Origin of the sequence: Nostoc paludosum FACHB-159, assembly GCF_014698835.1 — a bacterium.
In the GTDB taxonomy this organism is placed as follows: Bacteria; Cyanobacteriota; Cyanobacteriia; order Cyanobacteriales; family Nostocaceae; genus Nostoc; species Nostoc paludosum.
Map to the genome: position 1 here is coordinate 17,767 of NZ_JACJTU010000031.1, position 25,103 is coordinate 42,869.

Sequence of the window (25,103 nt, forward strand, 5' to 3'; positions counted from 1 at the left end):
AAGACTACCTTCCCAAATCTAAATCTTGAATTCGATAAATTTCCATTCCTGCTTTTCGAGCGTTGTAAGCTGCTACCTGCTGAACGGAGGGATTATTAGGTAAAGGTGGAGTATTTATTGCTCTTATAAAGATAGTTTTATTAAAAGAAATGGCATTGCCTAATTGGTCTTTACCTTTGAAAACCACCAAATTAGCAACCATATCTAACTGCCATTTACCTGATTCTATCTTTTGAGGATTGGAAAGATAGCGTACTAATAAAGCTGACTGAGTATCACCACTAAACACATCAGATGGTGTTAATCCTGCTATTTCTCGTAAAAAGGATGCTCTAAAATCCTCTGATAATGCAAATCCAGAAGTCCAAGTATTCGTTGTTAACTTTTTGTCTGCTATCTGTACTCCTGGATCTAGTTTTAGCTCTCTAGGATTTAAACTTTCATCTGATGATTTAGGAATGGCATTCCAACTCATTAGATTCATCATTGTACGTCCAGCAAAATCCATAATAGCTTGGTCAGTTCGGCCTTTTTCTCCCACCGCTACTGCTCTAATGGAAGTACCATCTTGCAGCTCAACTAAAGTCGGTCTGCTGCTAGAAATTTGACTCAATTTACTGGAATTAGCTAAAGTTATGAAAAATAAAAATATTAAAATTACAAATTGCCCTATTGATACTAAAGGCGTGAAATTTATCTCTTTCTTATCTAGTAATCTCATCTGAATACCCTCCCAGAGATTAACCTAGCGCTACTAGAAAAACATGAGAAAGCCGCCATCCCACCGCCAGCACCCATTGCTAATGCCAAAATCGGAGATAAAATCGCTTCCACTAGCTGTAAAAACAAGGGATTATTACTATCTGCATTGACAATAGAACTAGCTGCAATCCCACAAACGATTGAGTGTGACATCAGTACTAAAGTTAACGCCAGCCATCCTGATACCCAGGCATAGATGGGTTTGCCTCCAAAAGGGAAAAGTGAAAGTACTAAAAAAATAGGGGCAACGTAGGCATTTAGTAAAAATGAAACTTGTACGACATATTGAAATGCTGCCTGTAAACCACTGAAGATAATCCATGACAGGGCTTGCACCATTGAGTTAATAGTCTGACCAGCTAAATCGAATGGATTCCAGCTATTTGAATAGGAAGATAAACCGTATTTCTCTTTGTATTCTTGAGCTTGTTCTTTAACCTGTTTGATTTTCTCTTGCTTACAGATTTCTTGTGGATTTATTGAATTCCCCTGTTCATCCTGACCTGATGTTGGTTTTTTTAGACATTCTTGCATTTGTGCTTGAACTGAAAGAGCAAAAGCCTGATCCATATTTGTGGTACGGATAGCATCTCTCAAAGTAATCCCGTCTCGCGTAATACTTAAGACTTTATCGTTTAAATTAATTGCTGTATTACGGAACATTAAAGAAGTAACAGCTAATAATTGTCCATTATTTACTGTCAACATCAGACAGACTAATAATGGATATACCATCTCATTCAAAACTTCATTACTAAATCCTTCCTGAGTTAGTCTCGAATACCAACTTATCGACCAAAAGGACACAAAAAGAACACCACATAAAGCAGAAACGGCTACTACTGCTTTATAAATTTCACTCTGACCATTAACTAAATCCTGCCAGTCTTGACTAAATGAAGATACAACCATACGAGAGCCATTAATAGCGCCCTCAACTATATCCTCAGCATTTGTATCTCCAGTGGCGGCTAGGAAATATAAAAAACTAGTTGCATTAATTACCATTTGGTTTTTCCCAAAAACTATCAGCAAATGCAGCTGCACCTAGAATTTGTTTAGCACTAGAATTATTGTTTGCCTGCTCTTTTCTTGCTTCTTCATCCAAACTATTTGAAATATCACTCAAATTCATATTCGCAGCTGATAAAGCTCTAGTTTGTTTTTGTGCCTCACCATGAATTGATTTAGTAATAATTGTTGTTTGCAGATTTTGGACTGCCATCTTTTTTAAAATGTCCTGAGTGATGACATCAGTTTGTACTTTATCTGCATTATTCGATGAATTTTCTAGAGCTTCATTGCTCATTTCACCTTCTTGAAACTGAGTTTTTTGCCCTTCTTTACCCAAAACAGATTCTGAAAGTCCGTAGGTGTAAGCTCTATGCCATCGCTTCTGAGCATTATCGCCTTGAGTCTGAGAATCAGTATCGACTAAATCAGTGTCTTGTTTTTGAATAATATCCTTAATTTTTTTACCTGCTTGTAATGGGTCAGGTATACCTAAATCTCCATTTGTAGATTCGATAACTGTCTCTATATCTATGCCTTCATTTTCATTTGTATCCTTGTCCGAGTCTTTTGATTTATTGCCAAACTCTTTGCTGTACAGCTTGATATATCCCTGCAAGCTAGTAATAACTTGCTGAAATTGTTCTAGAAAAGATGATTTGGCTTTGGCTGGTAAAGCTGAAGACAAAATGAAGATAATAATTAAACTGCTAAAAACTGCTAAACGGCGGCAGATAGGGGTTGATATCAATTGGTTGAGCGATTTCATATAAATTGTCCAAGGCTACTGTAAAGGGATTAGGAGAGCAAGCAGATGTTACCTGAGCTTTATTGCCTGATATTTTTTGACCAGTTACCATTAATGGCTCTGGGAGATATTTATCAGTTTTCTGAGATAATCTTTCAAATAACTTTCCTTCATGACGGGGATTATCTGGTATTAAAGATGTTGGTTGAGAATACATCAAAATATAATTTTTACCCGATTGAAAATCTGTACTAATTCCAGGGTGATTTATTTTCTTATTAAATTGCTCTTGCGCTATAGCTGCGTAACGAACTCCTCTTAATGTTCGGTCACCTTCTACATATTGATTAGCGATATCTAAAGCTTGTTGACAAGCCTTTTGTTTTTCGGCGACATATTTTTCATGCTGCTTTTGATTCAATTTAAAAACTTCAAATGATGCTAATGAAGTTAAAACTCCTAAAATAGCTAACAAGACTTTATATTGTGCAAATCCAGTAGCAATTTCTAGCTTTTTCATAATGGCTTACCTTGCTTAATGCAATCCACATAATATTTAGAAAATTCCGAAATCCATTTGAACTTATCTGGGTACATTGCTTTAAATCGATCGCGGGCTGCTTGCTCCTCTCGACTATTGGCAACTAACGCCAATATTGGGTAAGAAGGATAGTAACGGCAGCGAATGTATTTGTTGTTGTAGTCAAGCAGCCAGAGCGTATATAGCTGTTTGATATTGGGGCGAAAGTTTTCATTTCTATCAATAATTTGCTTGGGTATTCCTAAATGTTCTGAAAAACTTTTCGCAGCCCCAGGCACTATCCGTCCAATCAAACGGCAGGGCATATTCTGTAAAATTTGTTCGCCGGCTTCTGAGTTAGCGATCGAAAGAATGTCTTGACCTGCCAGCATCACCCGACAGCCCCCTTTACGAGCAGTCGCACATTTACGTCCTACCAAACGGGATAAAGCAGAAAATCTTAACAACACGCTGGCTTCATCCATGAAGAAAACGCTATTAGGTGCTGATAGCGATTGCCTAGAAGCTGCAATGTACGCAGACATTCCGAAAACCTCAGCATCTTTACTTGATTGCAAGTTTGTTAGGGCAAAGGTAATCAGCTTGGCATCAGTATCAAAAGTGGAAGGACGGCAGATTGCATTCCCGATGCTGCTATTTTTCCAATATTGCAAGCGTAAGCGGATGTAGTTCAGCGCTCGGTCAACATTTTCATCTTCATACCCCAAGTTAATATGCTCTTTGGAGAAGAAATACTCCATATCTGCCAAGGTTGGGGTATTGTCCCAAGCAGTAGAACCCAACCCCGCTTTCTTAGCTTCAGCAAAGCGCCGTTGGATATCAGGGTCATCGTAAAAAGCTTTTGTCCCTAGTGGGATTAAAGACTCGATTGTTTGGGACAGAAAGCCATCAAAAGACTGCGACCCCAAAACTAACTGAAGAACAATTAAGTTCACATCATTTCTGTGGGCTTTAGCTCGTTCTGAGCGTTGCTCTTGAGGAATTTTTGATAAGTCCAACAGCTGTACCAAATTATTGGATTCTTTGGAAATATCAAAGTAAAAGCCATTGTGATAGGGCGTATAGTCTCCGAATGTACCCGTTCCATCATCGTTGGGCAGGTCAATCATCAAAACGCTCATATCCTGAGCTTGGCACTCGGCAATGATAGAAGCAACTAAGACTGATTTACCTGAACCTGTTGTACCTAAAATCAAGATATTTTTGGTTTTTGATAAGTCAATTTTTACTGGTGAATCTCCTTCATCTGCAATTAACTCAAACCCTTGATTATCGGCGGGGCTATTCTGCACTATGTTAGTCAGTCCCAGAATTTCACTGGCAAAGAAAGTTTGCCGCCGATTGTACGGGCGCATCAAAATAGGTTCAAGCCTGATTAACAAAGTTTGCAGCCAAATTAGCCAAGCATATTCATATTCACGGGTCAGCTCTGTAGGTTGTGAAATATAGCCAGAAATTAATCGACAGGCATCATCAATTTCCTCTGGTGTATCTCGATAAACCAACACTACCAAGCTCAAATTTAACGGTGCATCTCCTGTATATAGTTGCCTTTGTGCCTCTACTGACCGTTCAACATTGATTTGAGCGCTAACATCAATTGATTTTTTCTGCTGCACATTCAAATCCAATGCCCTTGAGCGTTTGGTAATCATCTGTTGTGCAGCACGGGTAATTCCTCGGTCAGCTGGAGAAAATTCAGTGAGGATCTCAACATCAAAAATATTGTTACGGGAAAATAAATCCCACAGGAAACGAATTTGATGTCTAGTAGAGGCGAAAATTTCCGGTTTGCGGGTTAGTACCATTACTCCGACATACTTCTTTTTCTCCCCATTTGGTAAGCAAATCCATCGCTTATCTGCGAAGGGCACACCATTGTTGAGGATGATTGAACTTAGGTGAGGCTGATTGATAATCTCGATTGGCTTATCCAACAAAGCTTTTTCATCAATTTCTTCTCTCAAGCCTTGGTCATCAAATACCAAAGTATGAGGAACAATTACCTCTTTAGCCCCAATATTTTTACAAAGCTCTTTCCATAAATCCTTATCACTTTTGGGCTGAGGATTTAACCCCATCTCTGATAGAATCTGCTGGTATCTTAACGAGGCTTCAATCCCCTTGGTTAAAATTTGGGTAAATCGCTTTTTGGTAATTTGGTTGGCTCCTGAATCTGTAAATCTTCTTTGTAAGAAGTTGGTGAGCTTAAGCAAAAGCTTATCTACTGGGTCATCAGTTTCTAAAGCTTCTGAAGTGACAGTAAATGACCAAAAGATATTTAGCTTGATATTCTTACGTGCCTTCTCCTTTGTTAGTTTTTGAGTACGAGCAAGTCTTCCCCAATCTAAGAACTCACATTCCAGAGAAGCTGGATTGTTGAGACGTTGCATTAAATATTCTTCGCTATCGCTATCATCACAGAAATAACTCCATCTAAAAGTGATTTTTTCGCCTGATGGGATTTCTTTACAGCTATTTTCAAAGGCTTGAGCAACAGCTTCTATTTCCAGTTCGGAGTTGAATAAAGGATGAATGCCAGTGCAAGAATAACCGAAAATTAGCTGTAGGGTATTACTACTTTCAGTCAAGTGCTTTTTACTAAGTAGATAAGCTCCTATAAGATAAGAATCTTTTTTTAACCTCACTATAGTAGTCAGGTCTAACCAATCTTCAAAGGGATTGAGAGTTTTGGGTTTAGATGAACGAGTCAACTTGACTCGTTTTGTTCCGACTTTTTTCTTATGTTGTGCAGAAGAATAAGTAGCATATCCTCGTGTCCATCGTGGGGTAATGGGATAAATTTTTGACCAGTAAAGATAAGGCTTATCACCTGATAATAATGCTATTGATAGACTAGCCCAAAATGCAAAGCCTAAGCCCCAAAAAATATCCAACCCCAAAAGTAAGCTGAAAAGTCCAAAAACTACACAAAATACCCCAGCGAAAATAACGAACTGCCTGCCAGTAAATGGCCCAAATTTTGGACTTTCCCCTAAGCTCTGATTGACTTTTCTGATCTCTTCTTTCATAGAGCTTTCAGCAGTTTTTTGCAAGATGCACTATACTTTGACCGCACATAAATATCTCTATCCTTCATGAGTGAGGATATAGAGGAGTTATGTTAAGTGCAATTTTCTTCAGAAGTGATGTTAGATAAGCTGTCGTCTCTTGAACAGCACATCTTTTTGTCTTGGCTGTTGACAGCTAACCATCAGCAGTCAAAAGCATGAGTAACTGTGCAATTTCAAAGCGTAATAGCTTAGTTATTAACCCTTTGGGTAAAGCAGAGAATAGAAGTAATGTAAGAATTCAGGAGCCAGAATTCAGCAGTCAGAATGTTGTAAAAATCAGAAAATATTGATAAATCAAAGGATCGATTATTCTAGATTGCTTTGAAATTCTGGATTCTGATTCCTGAGTACTGAATGATTACGAAGTAATTATCTTCTACTTTCTGCCTTCAACAATTAAGTACAAGCTCCGTTGTTACCAAATAACAATGACTGAAATACCACAATTAATATCACTGATATGAAGGTGAAGATAGGTTGTTGAATGACGTTACTTACTTCTTCTCCACGCCCGTATGCTGCAACTCCCTGATAAATGGAGAAGCAGAAATATCCAAACAGAATGATAGTCAGAGCAGTAAACAAAATCATTGGTAAATTGGTAAGGACTGCATTATTAATAGTGCTACCAGCCGAGGCACTAGTAATAATACAATCCATCGCTTTTTGAGCGTTACTAAATATTGAATCTGCCCTAGCCGCTCTGGATTGCAGTGCTATTAAAAGTGTAGTTGCGACTGAAACAAGCTGCCAACGAACCTGAAAAAATCTTTGAAATAAGCTTTTTGTAGCTTGATTTTTTCTTACTCTACTATCTGCTCGATTCGCCGCTGATGTAGATGCTTTGAGCAAATTCAAAGTCAAAGGAAACGTTTTTCTTTCCATACGAAAGACTAGTAAAGTTGCTTAATTGTCCTTTGCTTCACAAAACTTCAATTACTAGGAATATAGCTTCTTTACCAACAAGCTCAATTATTTTGCAAAGGAACAATAAAAAAAACTTTAGTGTAAGTAGCTTGATTTTAGGAAACTTAGCAAAATTAATTTAATTTTCTATATATTTATTTACTACTAAAACCGATTGAAGCAAAGATTTCATTACTATAAATAGTTGACAAAATAAAATGATTATGTTTTAAATGCTATTTTATTTTTATTCGTACATAAATAAATATTACTACAACCTTATTTATCTACTTTTATACATCTCCTTAAATGAGGAAAAATATTATTTTTTTTTGCGTTTGATACCTGATATTGGCATCAAAAAACTGGTTTTGATGTCAAAATGTCCATTTTTGGGGCATATTTATATTTTTTTGGATAAAAATTCGATAAAAGTGTGAATTAGTCACAATCACGCACCAATGTTTAAGCTATTGTGACTGTCCATAAAACTTTATAGACTCGCTTCTTCAAAAAATGGCTAATATCTTTTATTAATTTTTACTAAAGTTTTGATTCACGGACTCAAAAATGTGAAGATGTGGGATTTTAGGCTACATACTTGATACGAAAGGGGAGCAGAACGCAGGACTGCGATCGCTCTATAGCTTGTAGTCATGTCTGCTTTGTTTAAAACGCTCTGCCATCTCTAGGGCACAGACAGAGGGGTTATTTGCCAACCATTCCTGCGCTTCCTGTTGTAAAATCAGCGACGGCGATTCTAGCATTAACAGGCGTATGGCCAGCTGTTCTAGTTTGATTCGTTCCTGGGGCAAGAAGGATAAGTTTTCTATAGTGCAGTATAATTTCACCCAATGACGTGCTTTTTGCGTTGCCTGAAGTTTCAGTCTGATTGCTTGACGGTAATCATCTGGGCTAAAGGTTTGCTGTAATGGTGGATCGTCCGCTTCTACAGGAACGGGTAGTGAATCTACACATCCTACATACGGGTGTGTAGTAGTTGGTATAGAAACTGGCACAGAGGGTTCGGTTTCTGAGGTATATTCACCCTGTAAAGTGTTCTTAGAGATGCTATCAACATCACTAAAAGTAGTAGTCACTACATCTGAAATACTTAAGCCAGGAATTATTTCCTCATTTAATAAATTTTGCTTATTGTCATCAAAGAATTCATTTGGGGAAGGTTGGTATTGGTTTTGCTTATGATTGGTAAAATTTGAAATTTCTAAAGAACTAGAGCTGGAATTTAAAGAATTAGAACTGGAATTTAAAGAACTAGAGCTGGGTTCTAAAAAATTAGAGCTGAGAGAAGATTCAGGAATTTGATTAGATTCAGCTTCTTGCGTTGCCGATGGCAACGCTTTAGCTGAATCTAAGTACAAAACCTTCATATATGAGGGGGGTGTGTAAATTTTAGGGGTTTGTGACTGTATTGCTTGTTCTGTCTGGGTTTCAAAGTGCAACTCTTCTAACCACGGGTCTGGGATTTGGGGGTATTTTTCAGGCGCTAAAATCGCTGTGTTGCTTTCTAGAAGGTCATTTACAGGCTGTTTTGATGCGGGATTTTCTTGGTGTTCGGGATGCCATAGGGGTAGGTATATTGGTTTGTGCAGGGTTGTCTGACTTACTCCTTTGCCATACTGGGCTTTGGATGCGGCTATTATTGCTTGCGCCCGATCGCTTGTCTTTAGCGGAAATGTCCCAGTTTGTTGTAATTGTGCGACAATCGAGCGTATGCGCTCTATTGTTTCTTGTTGACGTTGTTCGTTAGGGTGCAGGTTGATGATTTTGTTCTCATCTACTCTGCCAAATTGTTCTTTGTAGCTGTTTACCCTTTGTGGTATGCCTGGGTAGGGGGTGTAAAATCCTTCACAGCACTTTGCCCATTCTTTGGCTCGTTGTTCGATTTCGTGTTGGTGGCGACACCAGTTGACGTACCCAGGAGATTGGCAGGCTGTAATCACCATATAATCTACTAGTGTCTGTCCGCTTAATTGACGAAAGACTAGGCCGTAACGTGCTATGTCTTTGAGCAGTTCGTTTGTCTGCCCTGGCCCAGTCCACCCTTCACTTATACGTTCTTCTAGGTCATGCCGCCATTGCTCGGCTGCATTGCGCTGACGGTAGGGAAATTTTATAATTTTTTTGCTGTTGGCTCGGACTAGTGCTTGGGCTAATGCTTCGTAGTCTTGCCCTTTTGCTGACCAGTCGGCGGCGTTGAGAAAGTCTTCGATGTCGTCTGACCACGGCTCTAGGCAATCGTCGAGTACATAGGAGCCTGTCTGTAAAGGTAAGCGATGGGCGTTGAAGTTACTGGGGCTGCCTTTGCTGTAGACTTTGCAGTTGGGGAAGATTTCTAGTTCTCCTCCTTTGATTTTGAAGCCTGCTGCTTCTAGGGCTTGCTGGATGGCGCAGGCTAGGGTGTACGAATGTTGTTTTTCTTCTAGGAAATAATATATATGCAGCCCGCCACTATCGCTTGACTGTATGGGTATTGGTCGGCATAAGCCGATTTCTTCAAGACTGGCTAGCAGTTGCTGGTATTTTAGTCGGCTGTTTGATGGGTGTAACGGGCTTTTTCTGTCTAAATCTATTAGTAGGTAGTTGGTTTCTTTGGTAAACCGCAGCCCTAGTAAGACACCGGGGTTTAAGTATTGTTGCCACAGGTTACGCGGCTGTAAGGGGTAGCGGGTTTCTGTTTGCCATTGTGGGCGTTCACCACTTTTTGGGGTGGGGGCGTAGATGAAGCCCCAGCCGTGATGGAAGTATTCTAAAAACCTTTGTCCTAGCGGGTCTAATGGCTCTAGGGTAGGTTGTAATGCTTTGTTTACTTTGGCTTTTGCCATTTTTCTCTCTCCGATGATGATTGGTTCATCGGAGCTACCCACACTTTTTGGGTTTGGGGTGTGTCTTTCTTGGTCTGGGTTTTGGGTGTGGGGTGTAGTGGAGAATCTTTCCCTACGCTAAACACTTAATACCCTAAGTCCTTTTTGCTTCTTACACCCTACCCCCTCATTTGGGGCATTCATTAGCGGTGCTTTATTCAAATGTCACCAACGGTTACAAACAAGAAATTTCCCATCGTTCAAAAATTAATTTTTTGTTAAAAAGGCTCAAATTCTTAGTCTGATACTCTCATGGTCAGTTTTAGAGGGTTGATGTCACCTGATTTAAGTTGCACTAATTTTGCCTTTATGACCCAGACATTGCTACATTGAAATTGCTTTAAAAATATTAATTGGCGGTTAGTTGTTACCGCTAGACGCATGTCTGGCGTGTGGGCAGCTAGCCGATTTCTTTTTTTTACCTACTTGATACAACTTGACTAGCGACTGGTCTAAGCCTTGGCGCTAACTTGTGGATAGTAAACAAAGCAGAAATCAGCCCTTTGTATTTTTTTAAGGGTGAAAATTATAGTTTTTGATTGAAAAAATCCATTATTCACGACGTTATCCTCTTCTGCGAGGCATCTAGCCGTCAAATCATCCCTCAATTATTTTTGGCTCGATAGCTTTTGCCAATACTCCGCTTTAATTCAGAGTGGGGATAAATTGTAGCGGTAGATGCTTTTTTTACTATTTGTCCAAAAAAAAGCATAAAGTGTCCCGCCCTGTGTGCTAATATTGGCAACAGGTAGGTTACGAGTGGTGAGTCCTCGTTAGTCTGGAACAATTTGGTTAATTGACCGGCAAGTCTTATTAGGGCCAAAAATGTTCTACAACGACTCACATCTATTTTGATTATTTGAATATTCTGTTTTGGTCGTTACTACCTCCCTTGTAAAGACTAACTGTAGTTTTACGTGCAGACTTACTCTCGCTAGAGTAGCATGAAAAGCGGCTCGACCGTATAAAAACAGATTTGTCTGTCTGGGCTTGTAGGCTTACAAAGCATAAAGCGAACATTTAAACAATTACATACAAACGGCGATCGCTCCTTGGTTGGGGCGATCGCTTTTTTAAATAGCCCTCCTGAAATGTTAAGTAATTTTGAGGGTGTCTTACTCATGCTGCAATCAACCCATTTCTTGTATCTACGTCTTTTGAAGGCATTGAGTTAATTTTGTTTTTGTTGACCTGTTCAACTACTTGAAATCCTCTTTGTTCTTTTTCAGAACTTCCTTCTTCGCTGTCGGGTACGCGAACCAGTAGCTCACCAACTTCACATTCCAGAATGCCACATAGCTTGTCTAGCGTATCCAAAGGTATTGACTTGGCTTTCCCATACTCAATTTTTTGAACATTTGCCAACGACATTTCTAGTCGCCTTGCTAGTTCATTCTGCGAAATCCCTCTTGCACTTCTAATTTCCTTAAGCTTTATTTCCACAGCCATAATTTGAATTCATATAGATACATTAACCTACTTTCAGTAGTCTATCTATTAATAGTATTTATTGTAAGCAGCTCAATAGATAACTAACTATCATATAGACAACCATTGCTATACTAACCAACAGTAGGTAAAAATAAGAATAACAAAAGACGACCACCCCAATTTTGCTTTCCCTAGCGATTACCTTTTGACTCATGGCTATCAACTAAATCTAGATGTTGCCGATCTAGAAGTGAGCTTGGGGAGCGAGTGAAAGTATTTATTACTGCTGGCTACTAATAAGAGAACAGTATAACCGACATAGCTACCGTCCAAGGTTAGCAACAGCCAAAAAAGGCTGCTACTAGCTTTATTAGGAGATTGCAAGTGATCAATATTTACTGTGCAGATATCGGTAACTACAGCAGCATCACTGCCTTAAAAGGTGAAAAACCTCGCGTGATGCGCTCAGTCTTTCAAGACGTGACTTACACCAGTGCCAGAGATTTGGACACTGATAATTCACCCTCTGTCAAATTAGATGATAAGGTTTTAGTCCTCGGAGACCGTGCTACCAAGCAGAAAAATTCACAAACCGCAGCAGAAAGGGGTAAAGACCTGCCAGAATTCTTTAAACCGTTCACTTTGGCGGGATTGCGGCAGGATTTTGATGGTGTTGTCCGCTTTCTCGTCCCAGAACATTCTCAATGGCACGAAGACACAATCAGACGAACTTTAGTTGCAGAGCATCAAATTACCGTCAATGGCACCAACTACAGACACCGAATCAAAAACGTTGAATTCTTTCTTGAGACAGATGTGGCTGTAGTTAATGCTTACAGAAACGGCAAGCTGGATATGGATGGCGACACACTTGCTATTGATATCGGTGGTAGCACAACAAATTATGTCGTCATCACCCCATCCTTGGAAGTTCTGACTCGTCGTTCAATTCCCAAAGTAGGTGGTGTTTCCCTGGCTAACGACATCATCAATAGTGATTTGATGCAGAGTTACGCCAAGCGCGATAACGTTGCTTTTAAAGTGGCGAAGATGATGGACGCTGTTGCTGATGGCTCTCTCACCTACGGACGCAAATATGACTTTAGCTCCGTCTTTCCAGGATTGCTAGAAAACTGGTTTAACAATCTGATGGACAGCATCTCTACAGCTGCTAATGATTACCTTGCAGATGTCACCAACGTAATGTTGATTGGTGGATGTGCAAATTTAGTCCGTCAAAAGCTGAGTTCTAAGCAAGGCTTTTACATTCCTGTCAATCCACAACTGTCAAACATTCAAGCATTGTTGGCTATGTGAAATGCAAGTACGTTTAGCGGCTCAAGTCGCCAGTAAAGTTGAGGGAGTCCGTCTTTCACTCAACTATTCCAAACTGACTGACACTGTAAATCTGCTATTGGATGCAATCAAACATCAATGGCATCTCAAACTATCATGTTTGCCCCAAACCGGGACAATTAACCCCAAAGTCAGACTAGATGAACGTCATCAAGCCTGGGTGTCTCAATATGCAATCGAGAGAGGAATTAGCGTCACGTCTGCCACAAATCTCTTGATTAGTGAATATCTAGCAGGCAATACGATGAATGTTTTGCCTCAGCCTCAAAAAATTGAGACAGAAAATCTTGCATTAACTCCACAAATATCTCCACAAGAACAAACGACCGAAAAACTGAAAGGTCAGCTATTAGTTAGGAGTCTTAAGTTATGAATCAGACCCGTGTAGTCTTAGACGAAAAGCACATACCATTAGCCAAGGAAATCATTGAGCAAACAGGAATCAATACATATTCACAACTATTTACCATCCTGTTAGTTAACTACGGAAATACTCTTGTTCGTTCTTTAAAAGGTGGGAGTGAAAGCTAATGCAAAATCTCACTCGCATCCATGATTCAACATTACTGACTCAATCGGGCGTTTATCAAATAGATAGAACTTTGTACCGATATCTAGAAAAAACAGGCACAGTCAAAGCACCACAGTATATCTTCCGTCCTCTTTCAGGAGAGAAGAAGAAGGGAGATATCAAGCTGAATCACAAAGCTTTAACTACTCGTTGTTATGTCGTAGAAGGCTTATCTACAAACAATTCTGTAGTCAACCAACAATCACAGCAATTGTCATTATTTTGAGGTAAATATGAGTCGGCAATCATTACCTCAATTAATTGTACAAGCCCAACAATTGCTCACACAAATTCATCAACATCCACAATACAAAGCGGGAGCAATTTGATTCTGATGTCACTTTGGGTGATGTAAATCAGTTTTTCAATACTTTGCAATCGAAATGTCAAATTAAAGGCGATCGTCTCCGACGGGGCGTAGCCCATCGCACCCAAAGACAGCCAATCAGTAATGCGAATCGCTTTTCTATAGCATCAGGCAACATGTATATAAAGGATCTTACAAGATGAGCCACAACATCTTTTTTGCAGCCCTGAACGCGCTAACTAACAATGGATGCCCCCTGGAACTGGCACAGTCAGCTGCTTCCATTGTGGCTAATGACGATCCCTTAAAACCAAATTTAGGCAGATCCCCTGAAGATCAGCAAATTATTCAAGAGACGCTGCCATATTTGCAGAATGAGACTTGGGACTCAACAGGAGCTTATGACAGCTATCAGACCATTGATGATACACCACATCCCCTGGCTCACGGGCAGTTTTTAGCTAATTTAGGTGGGTTAGTTCCTGACAATCTGATTTTTGCACTGGCAGAAGGTGAGGATTACCCGTTTCAGGTAATGCAGGAATTGGGGATTAGCGAGGATGTGATTGAACGTGCTGAATCCATCCAATCCAGACTGGGTGAGATGAATTATTGGGGTGAAGAGGCATGAAAGCTTTGATTACATTGCTGATGCGAATCTTACCAGATGAGTTGGTAGAAGAAATCAATGCTGTCAGCCTGGATGAGTTGGATAAACGAGGTTTAATTATTTGGGCAGAGGAGCAAACATGAGCAAAACAGTAAAACTCAAGCTGGATGCACCCGTCACATACGCTGCTTTACAGTCCCTAACCAACATCAGCCAAGAAACTATATTCCAAGCACTCGACGGCAACCAGACCGCCGCCGCAGAGGTGGCAGATTTCCGAATCAAACAAACTCAACGCGCCCAAAATGCCAAGGCGGTATTCGGTAACTTAAACCAAGGGTTGCAAGCAACTGAGACAGTCATGGCAGAAGAAACCCAGTTTCTCACTGCCGCAGGTGCAAGCATTAACAAAATGGCTGATGGTTGGTCAAAGGTCAGAGTCAGCGATGCGCGTTTGGGCTATGGCCTACAGGAAAAAGTTATTGCATCTGACAACCAGCTAGCCCAAGAACAGTTTCGGCATGGACGGACACTCAATCTGCTTGGTGAATCGCACCGCGCCACCCTCAGAGTCATTGAGATTGACGCTACCAAGGCACAATCTCAGGTTTGGCAGCAGGTAAAGGACAAACAGCAGGGACTTTCACCCGCAGACAAAGCTCAAGAAACTCTCAAAGACATCCACAGACACGGTTCTAACGCCATACGAGGGGTGAAAGGTTTCTTCAGACGGTTGATTGACTAACAAGTAAATTCCCAGGGTTCGCCCCTGGGGATAACTCTTTACAAGGTTTGGCCAATGCTAACCAAAAATCAAAAAACTCCAATTTATTTTGATGCCGAGATTGTTGACGATTCGCCTACCTCCGTAACTGGGGATGAATACGATAGCGAACAGGTACAACAGGCGATCGCCTCTACTGACAGTTCTATCACTATATTTCGTGGTATTGCCCAAGGTGCAGTTTTAGCAGGTTTTCAACTCACGTCAACGCAATCTCTGTATATGGCTGGCAGTGTGGGGCTGTTCCCTGCCGTTATTGCTGGCTTACCAGTGGGTGCTTCTTTCGCTGCCACCCTCTGCTACTTGCGCTTTGAAAATGGTTTGATTCCCAAAATTACCAATCGTCAAAAGTTGGCTATTGGTGTGACTCGCACCGCGATGCTGGCTGCTAGTTCGAGTAAGCTAACCGGGGATGCCCAACAGATGGACTTTGTAGCCCGTGGCAGTTTCCAAGTATTTACTCAGCAGGTGAGAGAGTTTGAAGGTATTCAGCAACCCAGTCAAAATCATTTTGGCTTCTTGTTGGGCTTTTCCGTATGTGCAGCCCTGGCACTGTTTTTATTTTTACGGAAAAAGAGATAATGAAAGATGTTAAACCAGCAGAACTTAATCAGCACTCCTACAGCCTGCCACCGCGTCTAGGTTTGGCTGTCAAACTGTCTGTGGCGGGTGCTGTAGTTTGTGGCATAGCTGCCCATATCGGCGATGGCATAGCCAAGAAAGACATCTGTTTCTACCCAAAGTCAGCCAGAATCCACGATGCGCCCATTCAAGCTGGTGAGGGCAACCCAGAAGAACTATTGCTGGGTAAAAAGTATTGTAGGTACGAACAGCGATCGCAAATCCCAGAACCATATTTGAAGGCTAACCAGTACCGCACCAGCAACCCAAACTATAACCCTTGGGCATTCCTCCAGCATGAAGGCTTGTATGTGTTCCGCTCACTGCCAGCCGATAACCCGTTTAAGATTCATTTGGGTATTGCAGCGATCGCGTTTGGTGGGATAGGCTTGTGGGCAACCAGTAAGGCACAGAATTATTTAGCAGATATCAGACCTCATTACCGAGCGACCAAACAGTTTGAAGGTATTAGAGCGTCTTATAGTCTAAAACTTGGTGAGCAACTTTTAAACCTCTCTGGTAACGAACTGCTTAAATATTTGCGTGGCATCAAAATTGCAGAAGCCAGACAGCAGTTTATAGCCAGCATTACCCCACAACAGCAGACAGCCCTACTCATGGCAATGTCAGCTGATGATTATTACGAGTTTGGTCACTTGTTAGATGGGGGGCAGAGCTTTGAGAAATTTGAGCCACAGCAACAGCCAGCCGCACAATTACCATACAGCACACCCGGAACTGTCCAAGAACAAGTACAACAGTCAACATTTGCACCTCTTGAGGTGCCAACAGGCGATTATCTTCACCCATCAGAGACTGAAGCACTAACAACATTGCAAATCATAGCCCGTTCTGATGGTTCTACTGCCTTAGTTGCTGCCCCAGGCTCAGGAAAATCCGTTACTCTTGATTACCTGATTCAAAGGATTCTGGATGATAACAACAGTGCTGATATTTGGGTAATCAGTGCGAAAAATGATAGCTTTTGCGGTTTACGGGACAAAGGTCGAGTAATTGTCTTCGATCAGGAACAACCAGAATCAGCCAAACGCACAATCGATCGCTTTTACGACTCGTATAAACAACGTAAGCAGTTACCTGAACATAAGCGGGAATCATTACCGCCGCTAATACTAATTTTGGACGATTGGTTAGTTATCGCTGACCAACTCAGTAAAACTTACTCAGATTGGAATTATGGAGGTAAATTACTTGATGTTTTACTGATTGGCAGAGAGTTTAACACCAAATTTTTTGCCTCCCTCCAGTCTTTTAATTTGGCTGCATTGGGTATTGAAAAAATGGATTCTCAAACTCGCCTGTGCCTCAATTTACTGTTGTTAGGTAACAGGTACATCAAAAATAATAGAGAACAAGAATCTTATGGGGTGCTGGAGTTGATTTTAAATAGGGGTGACATTATCCCTGGTAAGCAAGAAAGGGAAGATATTAAATCTAGATACCTTCAAATAAAACCCATATCTTATAAAAATTTACGTCCCATCTTGATTGCTTCTGTGGGTGGTTTTGTTGTGGCACTGATGCCTAAATTAGCAAAACAGTCTAATTCTATTGCTGATGAAAAGACTTATTTGGATAGAGTTTTCGACTTAGAATTTAAATTGAGCGATAGCGATCGAGAATCAAAATCTCAACAGCAATTAAGTGAAGTAGCCAACAAAGTTTTAGAATACTTCCAAAATGTTAAAAATAAAGTTCCCAAGACATTACGTGATTTAAAGAAAGCTGACAGACTCACCAGCTACTCAGAACAAGAATTAATTGCTGGTTTAAAAGAATTAATTCAATTTGAGAAGCTCAACACTGGTGAAAACAATACTTATTTCTTACCTGATTGGTAAAGTATCTGCCGTAGTGCCGTAAATTTTGGAGGCTGCACTCAAGTGGTTTATTGCTCTGTACGGCACACGTTAAAATCACGGCAAGCCTGATATGGAAAGCATCTTAGCCTACGGCTCCCGTTACGGCACATTGGACACTTACGGCAGATACCCAGCATTAATTAGTTTTAGATAAAAATTTATATTCCTAGACCTTAACCTCTGTGGCTATTGCTATATTTATCGCTAAAAATGCTCAAATAATTCCATTAAGTGAGGCATGAAATATGACAGATTTTCTTAAATTCCGCCAAAATAACTTTTCTGCGATTGAAAGTCTAGCTCAAAATTTAAAATCCACACTGCAAGAACTAGCAAGGCTGGAGAAAGATAAAAAATATTTATTTCTCCAAGCTGAAGCGACAATGGTTCACACTATTGTAAAAAATGCTGCAAGCTCTCTCAATCATTTAGTGCGTATAAATTTAGATAATGAAAAAGCTATTGCAGTCATAAAAACTGTAGTTAATTATTTACATACTGCCTATATTCGAGTCTACAAATATACTGGTTATATTGCTCAGAAACTAGAACAGCTATTCCATGAAGCATTTAATTTGTTACCTTCAGGTATGACATTACAGCCTGAACTTTTTGCACCCAATGAAATCAAACCTCTTGAAGAAAACAAAACTCCTATTCTTGGTGTTATTGCCAATTGGTTTAAAAATAATGCTCAACGCTGGGCTTTTCAACAGCAACAAAAGTTAGATAAACAGTATTTCGATTGCATCAACAATGGTAAACAAAAGCCCCCAGTTGCAGTGCAGCTATGTCTTGATTTAGAAAGTGTTACTACTCCCCAGCCTGTTGATTCATCTCAAGTCGTTGCTCAAGAACTTGTTGTTTTAGGCGATGTGGAATTGGAAGTGGAGAGTACGCTGAAGCCTGATACTTCTTGGACTAGAGGAGATCGCTTAAAAAGCGGTGGGTGTTCTGGGGCGATCGCTGAGGTTAAGGGTAATAAAGCCAAAATAGATTGGGATAACGGATATTCAGACGTTTATACCTTTGAGCAAATACACCGTTACGGCTATCAAAAGTTAGAAGTGCTGAAAAATCGTACTTTAACCATCGACAATATTACATTCGACTAAACTTAAGGGCGATCGCGTAGCATCTCCGTAGGAGAATCGCTTGATTTTGGTATGCTAAAATCGGGGCTTTAAAAAGTTCTTTGAAAATGCCAATAGTCCGACAAAGATACCCAAGCAACTGGAACGAAATTTCTTTTGCAGTCAGAGAAGCTGCTCTCTGGAGATGTCAGCACTGCGATCGCCTTTGTTTTCGTCCTGGAGAAAAACCTAAAACTCTGACTCGCTCGGAATGGACGATGGCAACTCTCACAGTCCATCACGCAGATTTTGCTCCTGAGAACAACAACTTCGACAACTTGATTGCTTTGTGCGCTCCCTGCCACTTGGCGCTGCACGCTAGAACTAAACGTTCAAACGTCTCCCCAGGACAGCTATCACTATGGTGAATATTTCTAAAGGGGGTCTGTAAAGTTGTTTAAAAACTGGAGATATTGGGGCTACGTGTGAATCGTTAGAGCATTAAATTGAGTCATAGCAACATAGATTATGCTTTCGCTAGTTCCTCATATTCCTTAATCAACGCAAAGACTGTTATGCAACCCAGGATTGTGGGGTAGTTGCACATCTTGGATACCCGAATATGGTTTGTAACCTTATCTAACAACTAACTGCTTTTGCGTAAAATCCACTGGCAAGGGAAGATACCAGAATAGACATTCCCTACTGGAGCGATCGCGTGAGATGACAAATGATGAACAACACAGAGACGACGCTCTCAACCTGGAACTACAGCAGCTAGTTAATGAAGCCAAGCGATATGCGGCTGAGAGTGAGAATGCAATTGACAGAGCCAAACGACGGATAGCTTTAAATAAGCTAATTAATGCTATTCGCTGTTCTGGGAGATTGAGCCAGCAAACTCAGTGGTTAGGATTACCTAACTATGAAGACTATTATCATGAAGCATTGCAACATACCTTCATAGAAATTTGCCGTCATATTGAACAATATAATCCACAATATCCAGTGATGGCATGGGTAAATCAAATTTTCGGTAGACGATTTTATGATGTAGTGAAAAAAGACCGGAAAAGAGGGATAACTCTGCTTCCCAAAAATCAGGAAAATACTCAAGTGCTGTCTTTAGACGAACTCAACAAAGATTTACCTGTAGACAATGAGATATCTGAGCAAGAGCAGCTAAAGGAAATTATCGAGAATGACCCAGAGAATTTTTTAAATAACGAGTATATTAAAGAACATCCCAAAGCTAGTTTAAAAGCTATTCTATTGCTGGTATTAGAAGGAAAGCAATGGAAGGAAATTTCTGAAGAATTAGGTGTACCACTTTCGACAGCTTCTAGTTTTTACCAGCGTCGGATGCATAAAATCATTACTTATTTAAAGAAATATATATAGAAACTGGATTAACTCACTATTCAAATTTTGGAGATTTTCTGATGAATAGCATCACTGAGCAACTAACTTTTAGCGTTTTTCTATCTATAGAAGCTCATGCCATTGCTCAAGAATATAGCAAAGGGATTTCTAACACTGTTAAGCGTCAACAGATTTATCTGAATACTTTGGCTGTATATGCTGTAGATAATTATCTCCAGTGTATGGAATTTGAGACTGATTGGCTCTCTAGTGATAGCCGCGAACGTTTAGCAATTCAATTGATGAATGTAGCTGATTTAGAAGTGAAAAACTTAGGGAAATTAGAATGTCGTCCAGTTTTACCAAAAGCAGAAGTATGTGAGATACCACCGGAGGTTAGCGAAGATAGATTGGGTTATGTAGCTGTGCAATTTAATTCTTCTCTAAAAGAGGCGACAATTTTAGGTTTTACAACTCAAGCTAAGGCTGAAGTTCCTCTAAATCAGTTGCAATCTTTAGAGGATTTTTTGCTTTATCTGAGTGAACTAGAAATAGCTAAATCTCCACAACAAGAGGATTCATCAAGCTTAGTGAAAATTGGACAATGGTTGGATGGATTTGTCGATGCAGGTTGGCAAACTATTGAAAATCTCTTAAATCCTCAACAATTAGGATTGGCTTTTAAGAGTGCTGTGAGCATGACGCGGGGTCAAAAAATTGATTTAGGGATGCAACTTGAGCAACTTTCTGTAGCGTTAGTGGTGAAAATTGCTGAGGGAAGTGAGGGTGAAGTTGATATATTAACCCAAGTATATCCTATTGGACACAATGTTTTACCTCAAGGAGTGAAATTAAATATTCATGATGAATCAGGAGAAAGTGTTTTAGAAGTGATATCTAGAGATGAAGATAACTGGATTCAATTAGAGTTTAGCGCTGAGTTGGGGGAAAAATTTGAAATTATGGTGGCTTATGGCGACTCGCAGCAAACAAGAGAATTTGAAGTTTAATATTACCCTCTCCTCCTCTCTGCGCCTCTGCGTCTCTGCGTGAGATTCATACACTCTCTGTTCACAAGTCTTGCAACATGAATAAAACTATTGTCCTGATTACTTCCTTACTTTTCCTACCCTTCCCCACCTTTGCTGTTGAAACTTCCTCTCATACTGTTTCCCAAGCAGCAGTTGAGACTTCCAATTGCGAAATTAAAGCAGAAAATGGAGACACTGGAGAATATTCAGATAAACAACTGGAAACCCTTGCTAAGAGAATCACAGTTAGAGTCATTGGTGATAATAACGGGGGATCGGGAACTCTACTAGCTAAAAAAGGCAATACCTACCTAGTTATTACTAACTCTCATGTAGTTCGAGGAGTTAACAGCATCAGTTTGCAAATGTCTGATGGCAAAACATATTCTGCACAAATTCTTCCTAACACTAACTTTGATAAATTTGATTTAGCCTTATTAGAATTTAAAACTAATCAAAACTATTGCCTTTTAGAACCTTTCCAAGCAATTCCTGATACAGATACACAAGTTTTGGCTGCTGGATATTCTTCTGAAAAAGGAGAGATAGTATTTCGTACAGGTATAGTCAAACAAATATTCCAACTAGCACTAAAGGAAGGATATTCTATTGGCTATAGCAGCGATATTGAACAAGGAATGAGTGGTGGTGCAATTGTTAACTCTGTAGGACAAATAATTGGGATAAATGGTAGAAGTGCTTACCCTATTTTAAATACAGGTTATGTTTATCCTGATGGTTCGCCTCTCACCAATGAAGAAATCCAGCAAATGCGGAAACTCAGTTGGGGAATACCTATCTCCACTTTCTTAGCACAGGTGAACAACCAGATATTGACAGCTTACTCCTTACCTTTACCAAAGCTAAAGCCAGAGCAATCGTATACCGTGCCAGCAACGCGATTAACTGGATGGCTAGGAGAATTAGCACAGAAAGCCAAACAAATTACTGTCAGAATTGATAGTAGTAGTAAAGCTAATGGTTCAGGAATAATTATTGCTAAAAATGGGGACACCTATACAGTATTAACAGCAGCGCATGTTGTCTGTGAAAGAGGAGATGCAACCCAGGCATGTCACAACTATAACTATCAGATACTTGCACCAGATGACAAACAATATCTTGTAGATAAAAGTACGATTAAAACAGAATCAGGAGTAGATTTAGCCGTGGTTAAATTTACCGCCCCTCATCAAAATTACCAAGTAGCGACCTTAGCGAACTATAACCCCAAAAATTTTGATTATATGTTTACTTCTGGCTATCCTAAGCAAGGAGATAATTATTCACCTTGGCGGTTAACGATGGGGATAATTTTTGATAAAGAACAGGGGCGAATACAATCTAAAGAACCAGATTTGCAAACTGACAGTTCTAGCAAATCACAAACTGCAAGTTCTTTAACTGGAGGATATGAATTAGTTTACACCAGCATCTCCTATGGTGGGATGAGTGGCGGGGCTGTATTAGATTCCCAAGGACGAGTGATTGGGATTCATGGACGTGCAGAAGGAGAACAAGCCTTTGATGAGAAAACAGGAGATATGGGTAGTAGTGATCGTCAAGTACAAATAGGCTATAGTTTAGGCATTCCTGTGAGTACCTTTTTAGGGTTAGCAACACGATTGGGAGTGCAACCACAAAAGGTAGAAACTACTGCTGCACCGCAACTAAATACTCAACAAATCAAATCGATTGAAGAAGCGATATTATCAACAGATATATCCACAGGAAATACAACAGCCAGCCAATGGATAGAAAGAGGAAATCAACTGTGGCGATTACTTCGAGTAGAAGAAGCAGTTAAAGCATTTGATGAAGCGATAAAGCTGAACCCATCATTTGTTTATTTAGCTTATTATGGCAAGGGTTTGGCGTTATATTGGAATAGAAAATATCAAGAGTCTATACCTGAATTCGAGTTAACAACAAAACTCAAACCAGACTTTGTGGCTGCTTGGCTATACCTAAGTGAAGTTTATCGTCTATTCAAGCAGCCAGATAAGGCGTTAGTAACAATACAAAAAGCAATTTCGCTCCAGCCAAAAAACCCAAACCTGTATAACCAGAAATATCTAGTATTAGAGGATTTAAAACGATATGCAGAAGCAGAAACAGCAATAAATAAAGCAATTGAACTCAATCCCCACGCTGCATTTTACGACAATCGGGGGAATCATTATGCTGACCGGAAAAAATGGGATTTAGCACTGGCTAATTTTAACCAAGCCCTTGCCATTAATCCTCAGTCTGCTGAAGCTTACAATAATCGAGGAACTCTTCACGCAGACCAAAAAAAATGGGATTTAGCACTAGCTGATTTCAACAATGCTATTGCGTTTAATCCTAAGTATGCTGAAGCTTATATCAATCGGGGGAATCTTTTCTCTGACCTAAAAAAATGGGAATTAGCAGAAGCTGATTTCTCCCAAGCCATTGCTATTAATTCTCAGTATGCTAATGCTTACGTCGATCGGGGTCTTTTTTACAGAGAGCAGAAAAAATGGGAATTAGCTGAAGCTGATTTCTCCAAGGCTATTACGATTAATCCTCAATATGCTAATGCTTACAACAATCGTGGGATTCTTTACTATGATCTTCAAAAATGGGAATTAGCTGAAGCTGATTTTACCAAAGCTATTGCGATTAATACTCAAGATGCTAATGCTTACATTAATCGGGGGAATCTTTACTATGATCTTCAAAAATGGGATTTAGCACTTACTGATTATAACCAAGCCATTGTTATTAATCCTCAAGATGCTGAAGTTTTCTACAATCGGGGGAATCTTTACTCTCAGCTTCAAAAATGGGATTTAGCTCTTACTGATTACAACAAATCCATTGCTATTAATCCTCAGTATGCTGATGCTTACAACAATCGGGGGAATCTTTACTCTCAGCTTCAAAAATGGGATTTAGCACTGGCTAATTTCAACAAAGCCATTACCATTAATCCTGAGTATGCTCCTGCTTACAACAATCGAGGGAATCTTTACACGGTGCTTCAAAAATTGGACTTAGCACTAGCTGATTTCACCAAAGCCATTGCTATTAATCCTCAGTCTGCTAATGCTTACGCAGGCATAGGAGTAGTTTACCTCCAAAAAGGGGATACACAAAAAGCAATTAAAGATTTACAGCAAGCAGCCCAACTATTCTATGCTCAAGGCAATACTGCTGCTTATGAAGTTGTTATTAATCTCTTAAAACAGTTACAAAGATAAACATAATCATTTCTTTAACTTAGTTATGCGACAACTTCGCCGTAAAGTTGGAACTGTCCCGCTGTACTACAATTAAAAATTCAATCTCTATCATTGATGCAGGTTGAAGACTTGGCAGCGGCTTTACTTGATTTTTCGGATTTAACCGATTTAGAAGCTTGGTTAGTGCAAAATCAAGGTTAATATTATTTTTGGCTGTGCTGATTGATGGGATGATTTTTTCTCACGCCAAGACGCAAAGATGCAAAGAATCTATCTTTAGTATTAAGCAGTAGCTTTGCATGGCAAAGGAGAAAAAGAAAAAGCCTATCAGTTAGCTGAAACCGCTTTAAGGTTAGACAAAAAATTTGCGGATATTAAATTTTTGAAAGAAAATCTCTGGGGTGAGAATTTAATTGCTGATGCTCAAAAATTACTCTCTAGCCCTCAAATTCAAACTTTGCGATCGCAGCTTCGTTAAATATGGAAAGGCGTAAAACATAGCTGATATAATGCCTGTCTATGTTCGATAACGTCTGTCGCTTTTTAGCAGAGTCATTTTCAGCCGATTTCGCCACCTGGCTACTCGGCGAATCTATTGCACTCACCCAACTCAGCCCATCAGAATTATCCCTCGAACCGATTCGAGCGGATGCTTTAATTCTGTTACAGTCCGATGAACTTGTTCTGCATATTGAATTCCAGACTGAACCCAAAGCCGAAATTGGTATTGAGCCGAGATGTGACCCAAAACTTGCAAGATGACCTGAAAAGGCTTGATTTTACGTTAAAAATCCTGGCTTTTTGACTTTGATGTAGCAAATTTTCAAAGGTAAACACGATAAGGTTTTTCAGTCCATCTTGCCGAAAATTACAAACATCTCGGCTCAACACCTATAGGAGAATTGGAGAACGGTAGTGCGATCGCCATTTACGTAGAG

The 25,103-nt window shown here is 39.9% G+C and carries 24 protein-coding genes and 1 pseudogene; 17 read left to right on the forward strand and 8 right to left on the reverse strand.

Annotated elements, in window-relative coordinates:
• Nucleotides 1–4: 4 nt before the first annotated feature.
• The 8 genes from H6H03_RS26105 to H6H03_RS26140 all read right to left on the reverse strand — a co-directional run bounded on the left by H6H03_RS26105 (nucleotide 5) and on the right by H6H03_RS26140 (nucleotide 11,376).
• Nucleotides 5–721 (reverse strand): hypothetical protein, encoded by a 717-nt coding sequence (locus tag H6H03_RS26105; RefSeq protein ID WP_190957969.1) that lies wholly within the window; start codon nucleotides 719–721, stop codon nucleotides 5–7.
• Complete coding sequence (locus H6H03_RS26110; RefSeq protein ID WP_190957970.1) at nucleotides 718–1,770, reverse strand: type IV secretion system protein; 1,053 nt, start codon at nucleotides 1,768–1,770, stop codon at nucleotides 718–720. Before H6H03_RS26110 ends, H6H03_RS26105 begins: the two co-directional genes overlap by 4 nt.
• Nucleotides 1,760–2,542, reverse strand: a complete 783-nt coding sequence (locus H6H03_RS40565; protein ID WP_242057993.1) for a hypothetical protein — start codon at nucleotides 2,540–2,542, stop codon at nucleotides 1,760–1,762. The genes H6H03_RS26110 and H6H03_RS40565 overlap by 11 nt, the downstream gene beginning before the upstream one ends.
• Nucleotides 2,484–3,041, reverse strand: a complete 558-nt coding sequence (locus H6H03_RS26120) for a hypothetical protein (RefSeq protein ID WP_190957971.1) — start codon at nucleotides 3,039–3,041, stop codon at nucleotides 2,484–2,486. The genes H6H03_RS40565 and H6H03_RS26120 overlap by 59 nt, the downstream gene beginning before the upstream one ends.
• Complete coding sequence (locus H6H03_RS26125; RefSeq protein ID WP_190957972.1) at nucleotides 3,038–6,094, reverse strand: helicase HerA domain-containing protein; 3,057 nt, start codon at nucleotides 6,092–6,094, stop codon at nucleotides 3,038–3,040. Before H6H03_RS26125 ends, H6H03_RS26120 begins: the two co-directional genes overlap by 4 nt.
• A gap of 438 nt (nucleotides 6,095–6,532) precedes the next feature.
• Nucleotides 6,533–7,021 (reverse strand): hypothetical protein, encoded by a 489-nt coding sequence (locus H6H03_RS26130; protein WP_190957973.1) that lies wholly within the window; start codon nucleotides 7,019–7,021, stop codon nucleotides 6,533–6,535.
• A 662-nt stretch (nucleotides 7,022–7,683) separates the two neighbouring features.
• Nucleotides 7,684–9,888 (reverse strand): hypothetical protein, encoded by a 2,205-nt coding sequence (locus tag H6H03_RS26135; RefSeq protein ID WP_190957974.1) that lies wholly within the window; start codon nucleotides 9,886–9,888, stop codon nucleotides 7,684–7,686.
• A 1,158-nt stretch (nucleotides 9,889–11,046) separates the two neighbouring features.
• Entirely contained in the window at nucleotides 11,047–11,376 is a 330-nt protein-coding gene (locus H6H03_RS26140) for a helix-turn-helix domain-containing protein (protein WP_190957975.1), read from the reverse strand.
• Between the two features lie 366 nt (nucleotides 11,377–11,742).
• On the opposite strand from H6H03_RS26140, the gene H6H03_RS26145 reads away from it, so the two are divergent.
• From H6H03_RS26145 to H6H03_RS26220, 17 genes and pseudogenes are all read left to right on the forward strand, one after another.
• The gene (locus H6H03_RS26145; protein ID WP_190957976.1) at nucleotides 11,743–12,675 is read left to right on the forward strand and encodes a ParM/StbA family protein; all 933 of its coding nucleotides are present in this window, start codon (nucleotides 11,743–11,745) and stop codon (nucleotides 12,673–12,675) included.
• A gap of 1 nt (nucleotide 12,676) precedes the next feature.
• A complete protein-coding gene (locus tag H6H03_RS26150) occupies nucleotides 12,677–13,087 on the forward strand; it encodes a hypothetical protein (protein ID WP_190957977.1) in 411 nt (136 codons plus the stop codon).
• Nucleotides 13,084–13,245: a hypothetical protein gene (locus H6H03_RS26155; protein WP_190957978.1), complete on the forward strand. Its 162-nt coding sequence runs from the start codon at nucleotides 13,084–13,086 to the stop codon at nucleotides 13,243–13,245. Before H6H03_RS26150 ends, H6H03_RS26155 begins: the two co-directional genes overlap by 4 nt.
• Nucleotides 13,245–13,511, forward strand: coding sequence for a hypothetical protein (locus tag H6H03_RS26160; protein ID WP_190957979.1), 267 nt, complete (start codon nucleotides 13,245–13,247; stop codon nucleotides 13,509–13,511). The genes H6H03_RS26155 and H6H03_RS26160 overlap by 1 nt, the downstream gene beginning before the upstream one ends.
• 280 nt (nucleotides 13,512–13,791) lie before the next feature.
• Nucleotides 13,792–14,223 (forward strand): hypothetical protein, encoded by a 432-nt coding sequence (locus H6H03_RS26165; protein ID WP_190957980.1) that lies wholly within the window; start codon nucleotides 13,792–13,794, stop codon nucleotides 14,221–14,223.
• Nucleotides 14,220–14,345 carry a hypothetical protein gene (locus tag H6H03_RS41465; protein WP_262984711.1) on the forward strand — a complete coding sequence of 42 codons (126 nt, stop codon included), beginning with the start codon at nucleotides 14,220–14,222 and terminating at the stop codon, nucleotides 14,343–14,345. Before H6H03_RS26165 ends, H6H03_RS41465 begins: the two co-directional genes overlap by 4 nt.
• On the forward strand, nucleotides 14,342–14,947 hold the full coding sequence (locus H6H03_RS26170; protein ID WP_190957981.1) for a hypothetical protein: 606 nt from the start codon (nucleotides 14,342–14,344) through the stop codon (nucleotides 14,945–14,947). Before H6H03_RS41465 ends, H6H03_RS26170 begins: the two co-directional genes overlap by 4 nt.
• A gap of 54 nt (nucleotides 14,948–15,001) precedes the next feature.
• Nucleotides 15,002–15,568: a hypothetical protein gene (locus tag H6H03_RS26175; protein ID WP_190957982.1), complete on the forward strand. Its 567-nt coding sequence runs from the start codon at nucleotides 15,002–15,004 to the stop codon at nucleotides 15,566–15,568.
• Nucleotides 15,568–17,469: an ATP-binding protein gene (locus tag H6H03_RS26180; protein ID WP_242057994.1), complete on the forward strand. Its 1,902-nt coding sequence runs from the start codon at nucleotides 15,568–15,570 to the stop codon at nucleotides 17,467–17,469. The genes H6H03_RS26175 and H6H03_RS26180 overlap by 1 nt, the downstream gene beginning before the upstream one ends.
• Before the next feature lie 266 nt (nucleotides 17,470–17,735).
• Nucleotides 17,736–18,605 carry a hypothetical protein gene (locus H6H03_RS26185; protein WP_242057995.1) on the forward strand — a complete coding sequence of 290 codons (870 nt, stop codon included), beginning with the start codon at nucleotides 17,736–17,738 and terminating at the stop codon, nucleotides 18,603–18,605.
• Between the two features lie 86 nt (nucleotides 18,606–18,691).
• On the forward strand, nucleotides 18,692–18,991 hold the full coding sequence (locus H6H03_RS26190; protein ID WP_190957983.1) for an HNH endonuclease signature motif containing protein: 300 nt from the start codon (nucleotides 18,692–18,694) through the stop codon (nucleotides 18,989–18,991).
• 295 nt (nucleotides 18,992–19,286) lie between these two features.
• Nucleotides 19,287–19,964, forward strand: a complete 678-nt coding sequence (locus H6H03_RS26195; protein WP_190957984.1) for a sigma-70 family RNA polymerase sigma factor — start codon at nucleotides 19,287–19,289, stop codon at nucleotides 19,962–19,964.
• Nucleotides 19,965–20,005: 41 nt separating this feature from the next.
• Nucleotides 20,006–20,935, forward strand: a complete 930-nt coding sequence (locus tag H6H03_RS26200) for a DUF1822 family protein (protein WP_190957985.1) — start codon at nucleotides 20,006–20,008, stop codon at nucleotides 20,933–20,935.
• Nucleotides 20,936–21,012: 77 nt separating this feature from the next.
• On the forward strand, nucleotides 21,013–24,183 hold the full coding sequence (locus tag H6H03_RS26205; protein ID WP_190957986.1) for a tetratricopeptide repeat protein: 3,171 nt from the start codon (nucleotides 21,013–21,015) through the stop codon (nucleotides 24,181–24,183).
• 96 nt (nucleotides 24,184–24,279) lie between these two features.
• The gene (locus tag H6H03_RS40570) at nucleotides 24,280–24,366 is read left to right on the forward strand and encodes a DUF4351 domain-containing protein (RefSeq protein WP_242058000.1); all 87 of its coding nucleotides are present in this window, start codon (nucleotides 24,280–24,282) and stop codon (nucleotides 24,364–24,366) included.
• Between the two features lie 94 nt (nucleotides 24,367–24,460).
• The gene (locus tag H6H03_RS26215; protein ID WP_190957987.1) at nucleotides 24,461–24,643 is read left to right on the forward strand and encodes a hypothetical protein; all 183 of its coding nucleotides are present in this window, start codon (nucleotides 24,461–24,463) and stop codon (nucleotides 24,641–24,643) included.
• Nucleotides 24,644–24,684: 41 nt separating this feature from the next.
• A pseudogene (locus H6H03_RS26220) lies at nucleotides 24,685–24,888 on the forward strand (hypothetical protein); the annotation flags it as partial.
• Nucleotides 24,889–25,103 lie beyond the last annotated feature (215 nt).

What these genes read in the sequence shown, in the direction of transcription:
- H6H03_RS26140 (WP_190957975.1), bottom strand. Translation starts at nt 11,376, where the DNA reads ATGGCTGTGGAAATAAAGCTTAAGGAAATTAGAAGTGCAAGAGGGATT.
- H6H03_RS26110 (WP_190957970.1), bottom strand. Translation starts at nt 1,770, where the DNA reads ATGGTAATTAATGCAACTAGTTTTTTATATTTCCTAGCCGCCACTGGA.
- H6H03_RS26105 (WP_190957969.1), bottom strand. Translation starts at nt 721, where the DNA reads ATGAGATTACTAGATAAGAAAGAGATAAATTTCACGCCTTTAGTATCA.
- H6H03_RS26160 (WP_190957979.1), top strand. Translation starts at nt 13,245, where the DNA reads ATGCAAAATCTCACTCGCATCCATGATTCAACATTACTGACTCAATCG.
- H6H03_RS26150 (WP_190957977.1), top strand. Translation starts at nt 12,677, where the DNA reads ATGCAAGTACGTTTAGCGGCTCAAGTCGCCAGTAAAGTTGAGGGAGTC.
- H6H03_RS26175 (WP_190957982.1), top strand. Translation starts at nt 15,002, where the DNA reads ATGCTAACCAAAAATCAAAAAACTCCAATTTATTTTGATGCCGAGATT.
- H6H03_RS26135 (WP_190957974.1), bottom strand. Translation starts at nt 9,888, where the DNA reads ATGGCAAAAGCCAAAGTAAACAAAGCATTACAACCTACCCTAGAGCCA.
- H6H03_RS40565 (WP_242057993.1), bottom strand. Translation starts at nt 2,542, where the DNA reads ATGAAATCGCTCAACCAATTGATATCAACCCCTATCTGCCGCCGTTTA.
- H6H03_RS26180 (WP_242057994.1), top strand. Translation starts at nt 15,568, where the DNA reads ATGAAAGATGTTAAACCAGCAGAACTTAATCAGCACTCCTACAGCCTG.
- H6H03_RS26130 (WP_190957973.1), bottom strand. Translation starts at nt 7,021, where the DNA reads ATGGAAAGAAAAACGTTTCCTTTGACTTTGAATTTGCTCAAAGCATCT.
- H6H03_RS26165 (WP_190957980.1), top strand. Translation starts at nt 13,792, where the DNA reads ATGAGCCACAACATCTTTTTTGCAGCCCTGAACGCGCTAACTAACAAT.
- H6H03_RS26185 (WP_242057995.1), top strand. Translation starts at nt 17,736, where the DNA reads ATGACAGATTTTCTTAAATTCCGCCAAAATAACTTTTCTGCGATTGAA.
- H6H03_RS26190 (WP_190957983.1), top strand. Translation starts at nt 18,692, where the DNA reads ATGCCAATAGTCCGACAAAGATACCCAAGCAACTGGAACGAAATTTCT.
- H6H03_RS26155 (WP_190957978.1), top strand. Translation starts at nt 13,084, where the DNA reads ATGAATCAGACCCGTGTAGTCTTAGACGAAAAGCACATACCATTAGCC.
- H6H03_RS26195 (WP_190957984.1), top strand. Translation starts at nt 19,287, where the DNA reads ATGACAAATGATGAACAACACAGAGACGACGCTCTCAACCTGGAACTA.
- H6H03_RS26125 (WP_190957972.1), bottom strand. Translation starts at nt 6,094, where the DNA reads ATGAAAGAAGAGATCAGAAAAGTCAATCAGAGCTTAGGGGAAAGTCCA.
- H6H03_RS26170 (WP_190957981.1), top strand. Translation starts at nt 14,342, where the DNA reads ATGAGCAAAACAGTAAAACTCAAGCTGGATGCACCCGTCACATACGCT.
- H6H03_RS40570 (WP_242058000.1), top strand. Translation starts at nt 24,280, where the DNA reads ATGCAGGTTGAAGACTTGGCAGCGGCTTTACTTGATTTTTCGGATTTA.
- H6H03_RS26200 (WP_190957985.1), top strand. Translation starts at nt 20,006, where the DNA reads ATGAATAGCATCACTGAGCAACTAACTTTTAGCGTTTTTCTATCTATA.
- H6H03_RS41465 (WP_262984711.1), top strand. Translation starts at nt 14,220, where the DNA reads ATGAAAGCTTTGATTACATTGCTGATGCGAATCTTACCAGATGAGTTG.
- H6H03_RS26120 (WP_190957971.1), bottom strand. Translation starts at nt 3,041, where the DNA reads ATGAAAAAGCTAGAAATTGCTACTGGATTTGCACAATATAAAGTCTTG.
- H6H03_RS26205 (WP_190957986.1), top strand. Translation starts at nt 21,013, where the DNA reads ATGAATAAAACTATTGTCCTGATTACTTCCTTACTTTTCCTACCCTTC.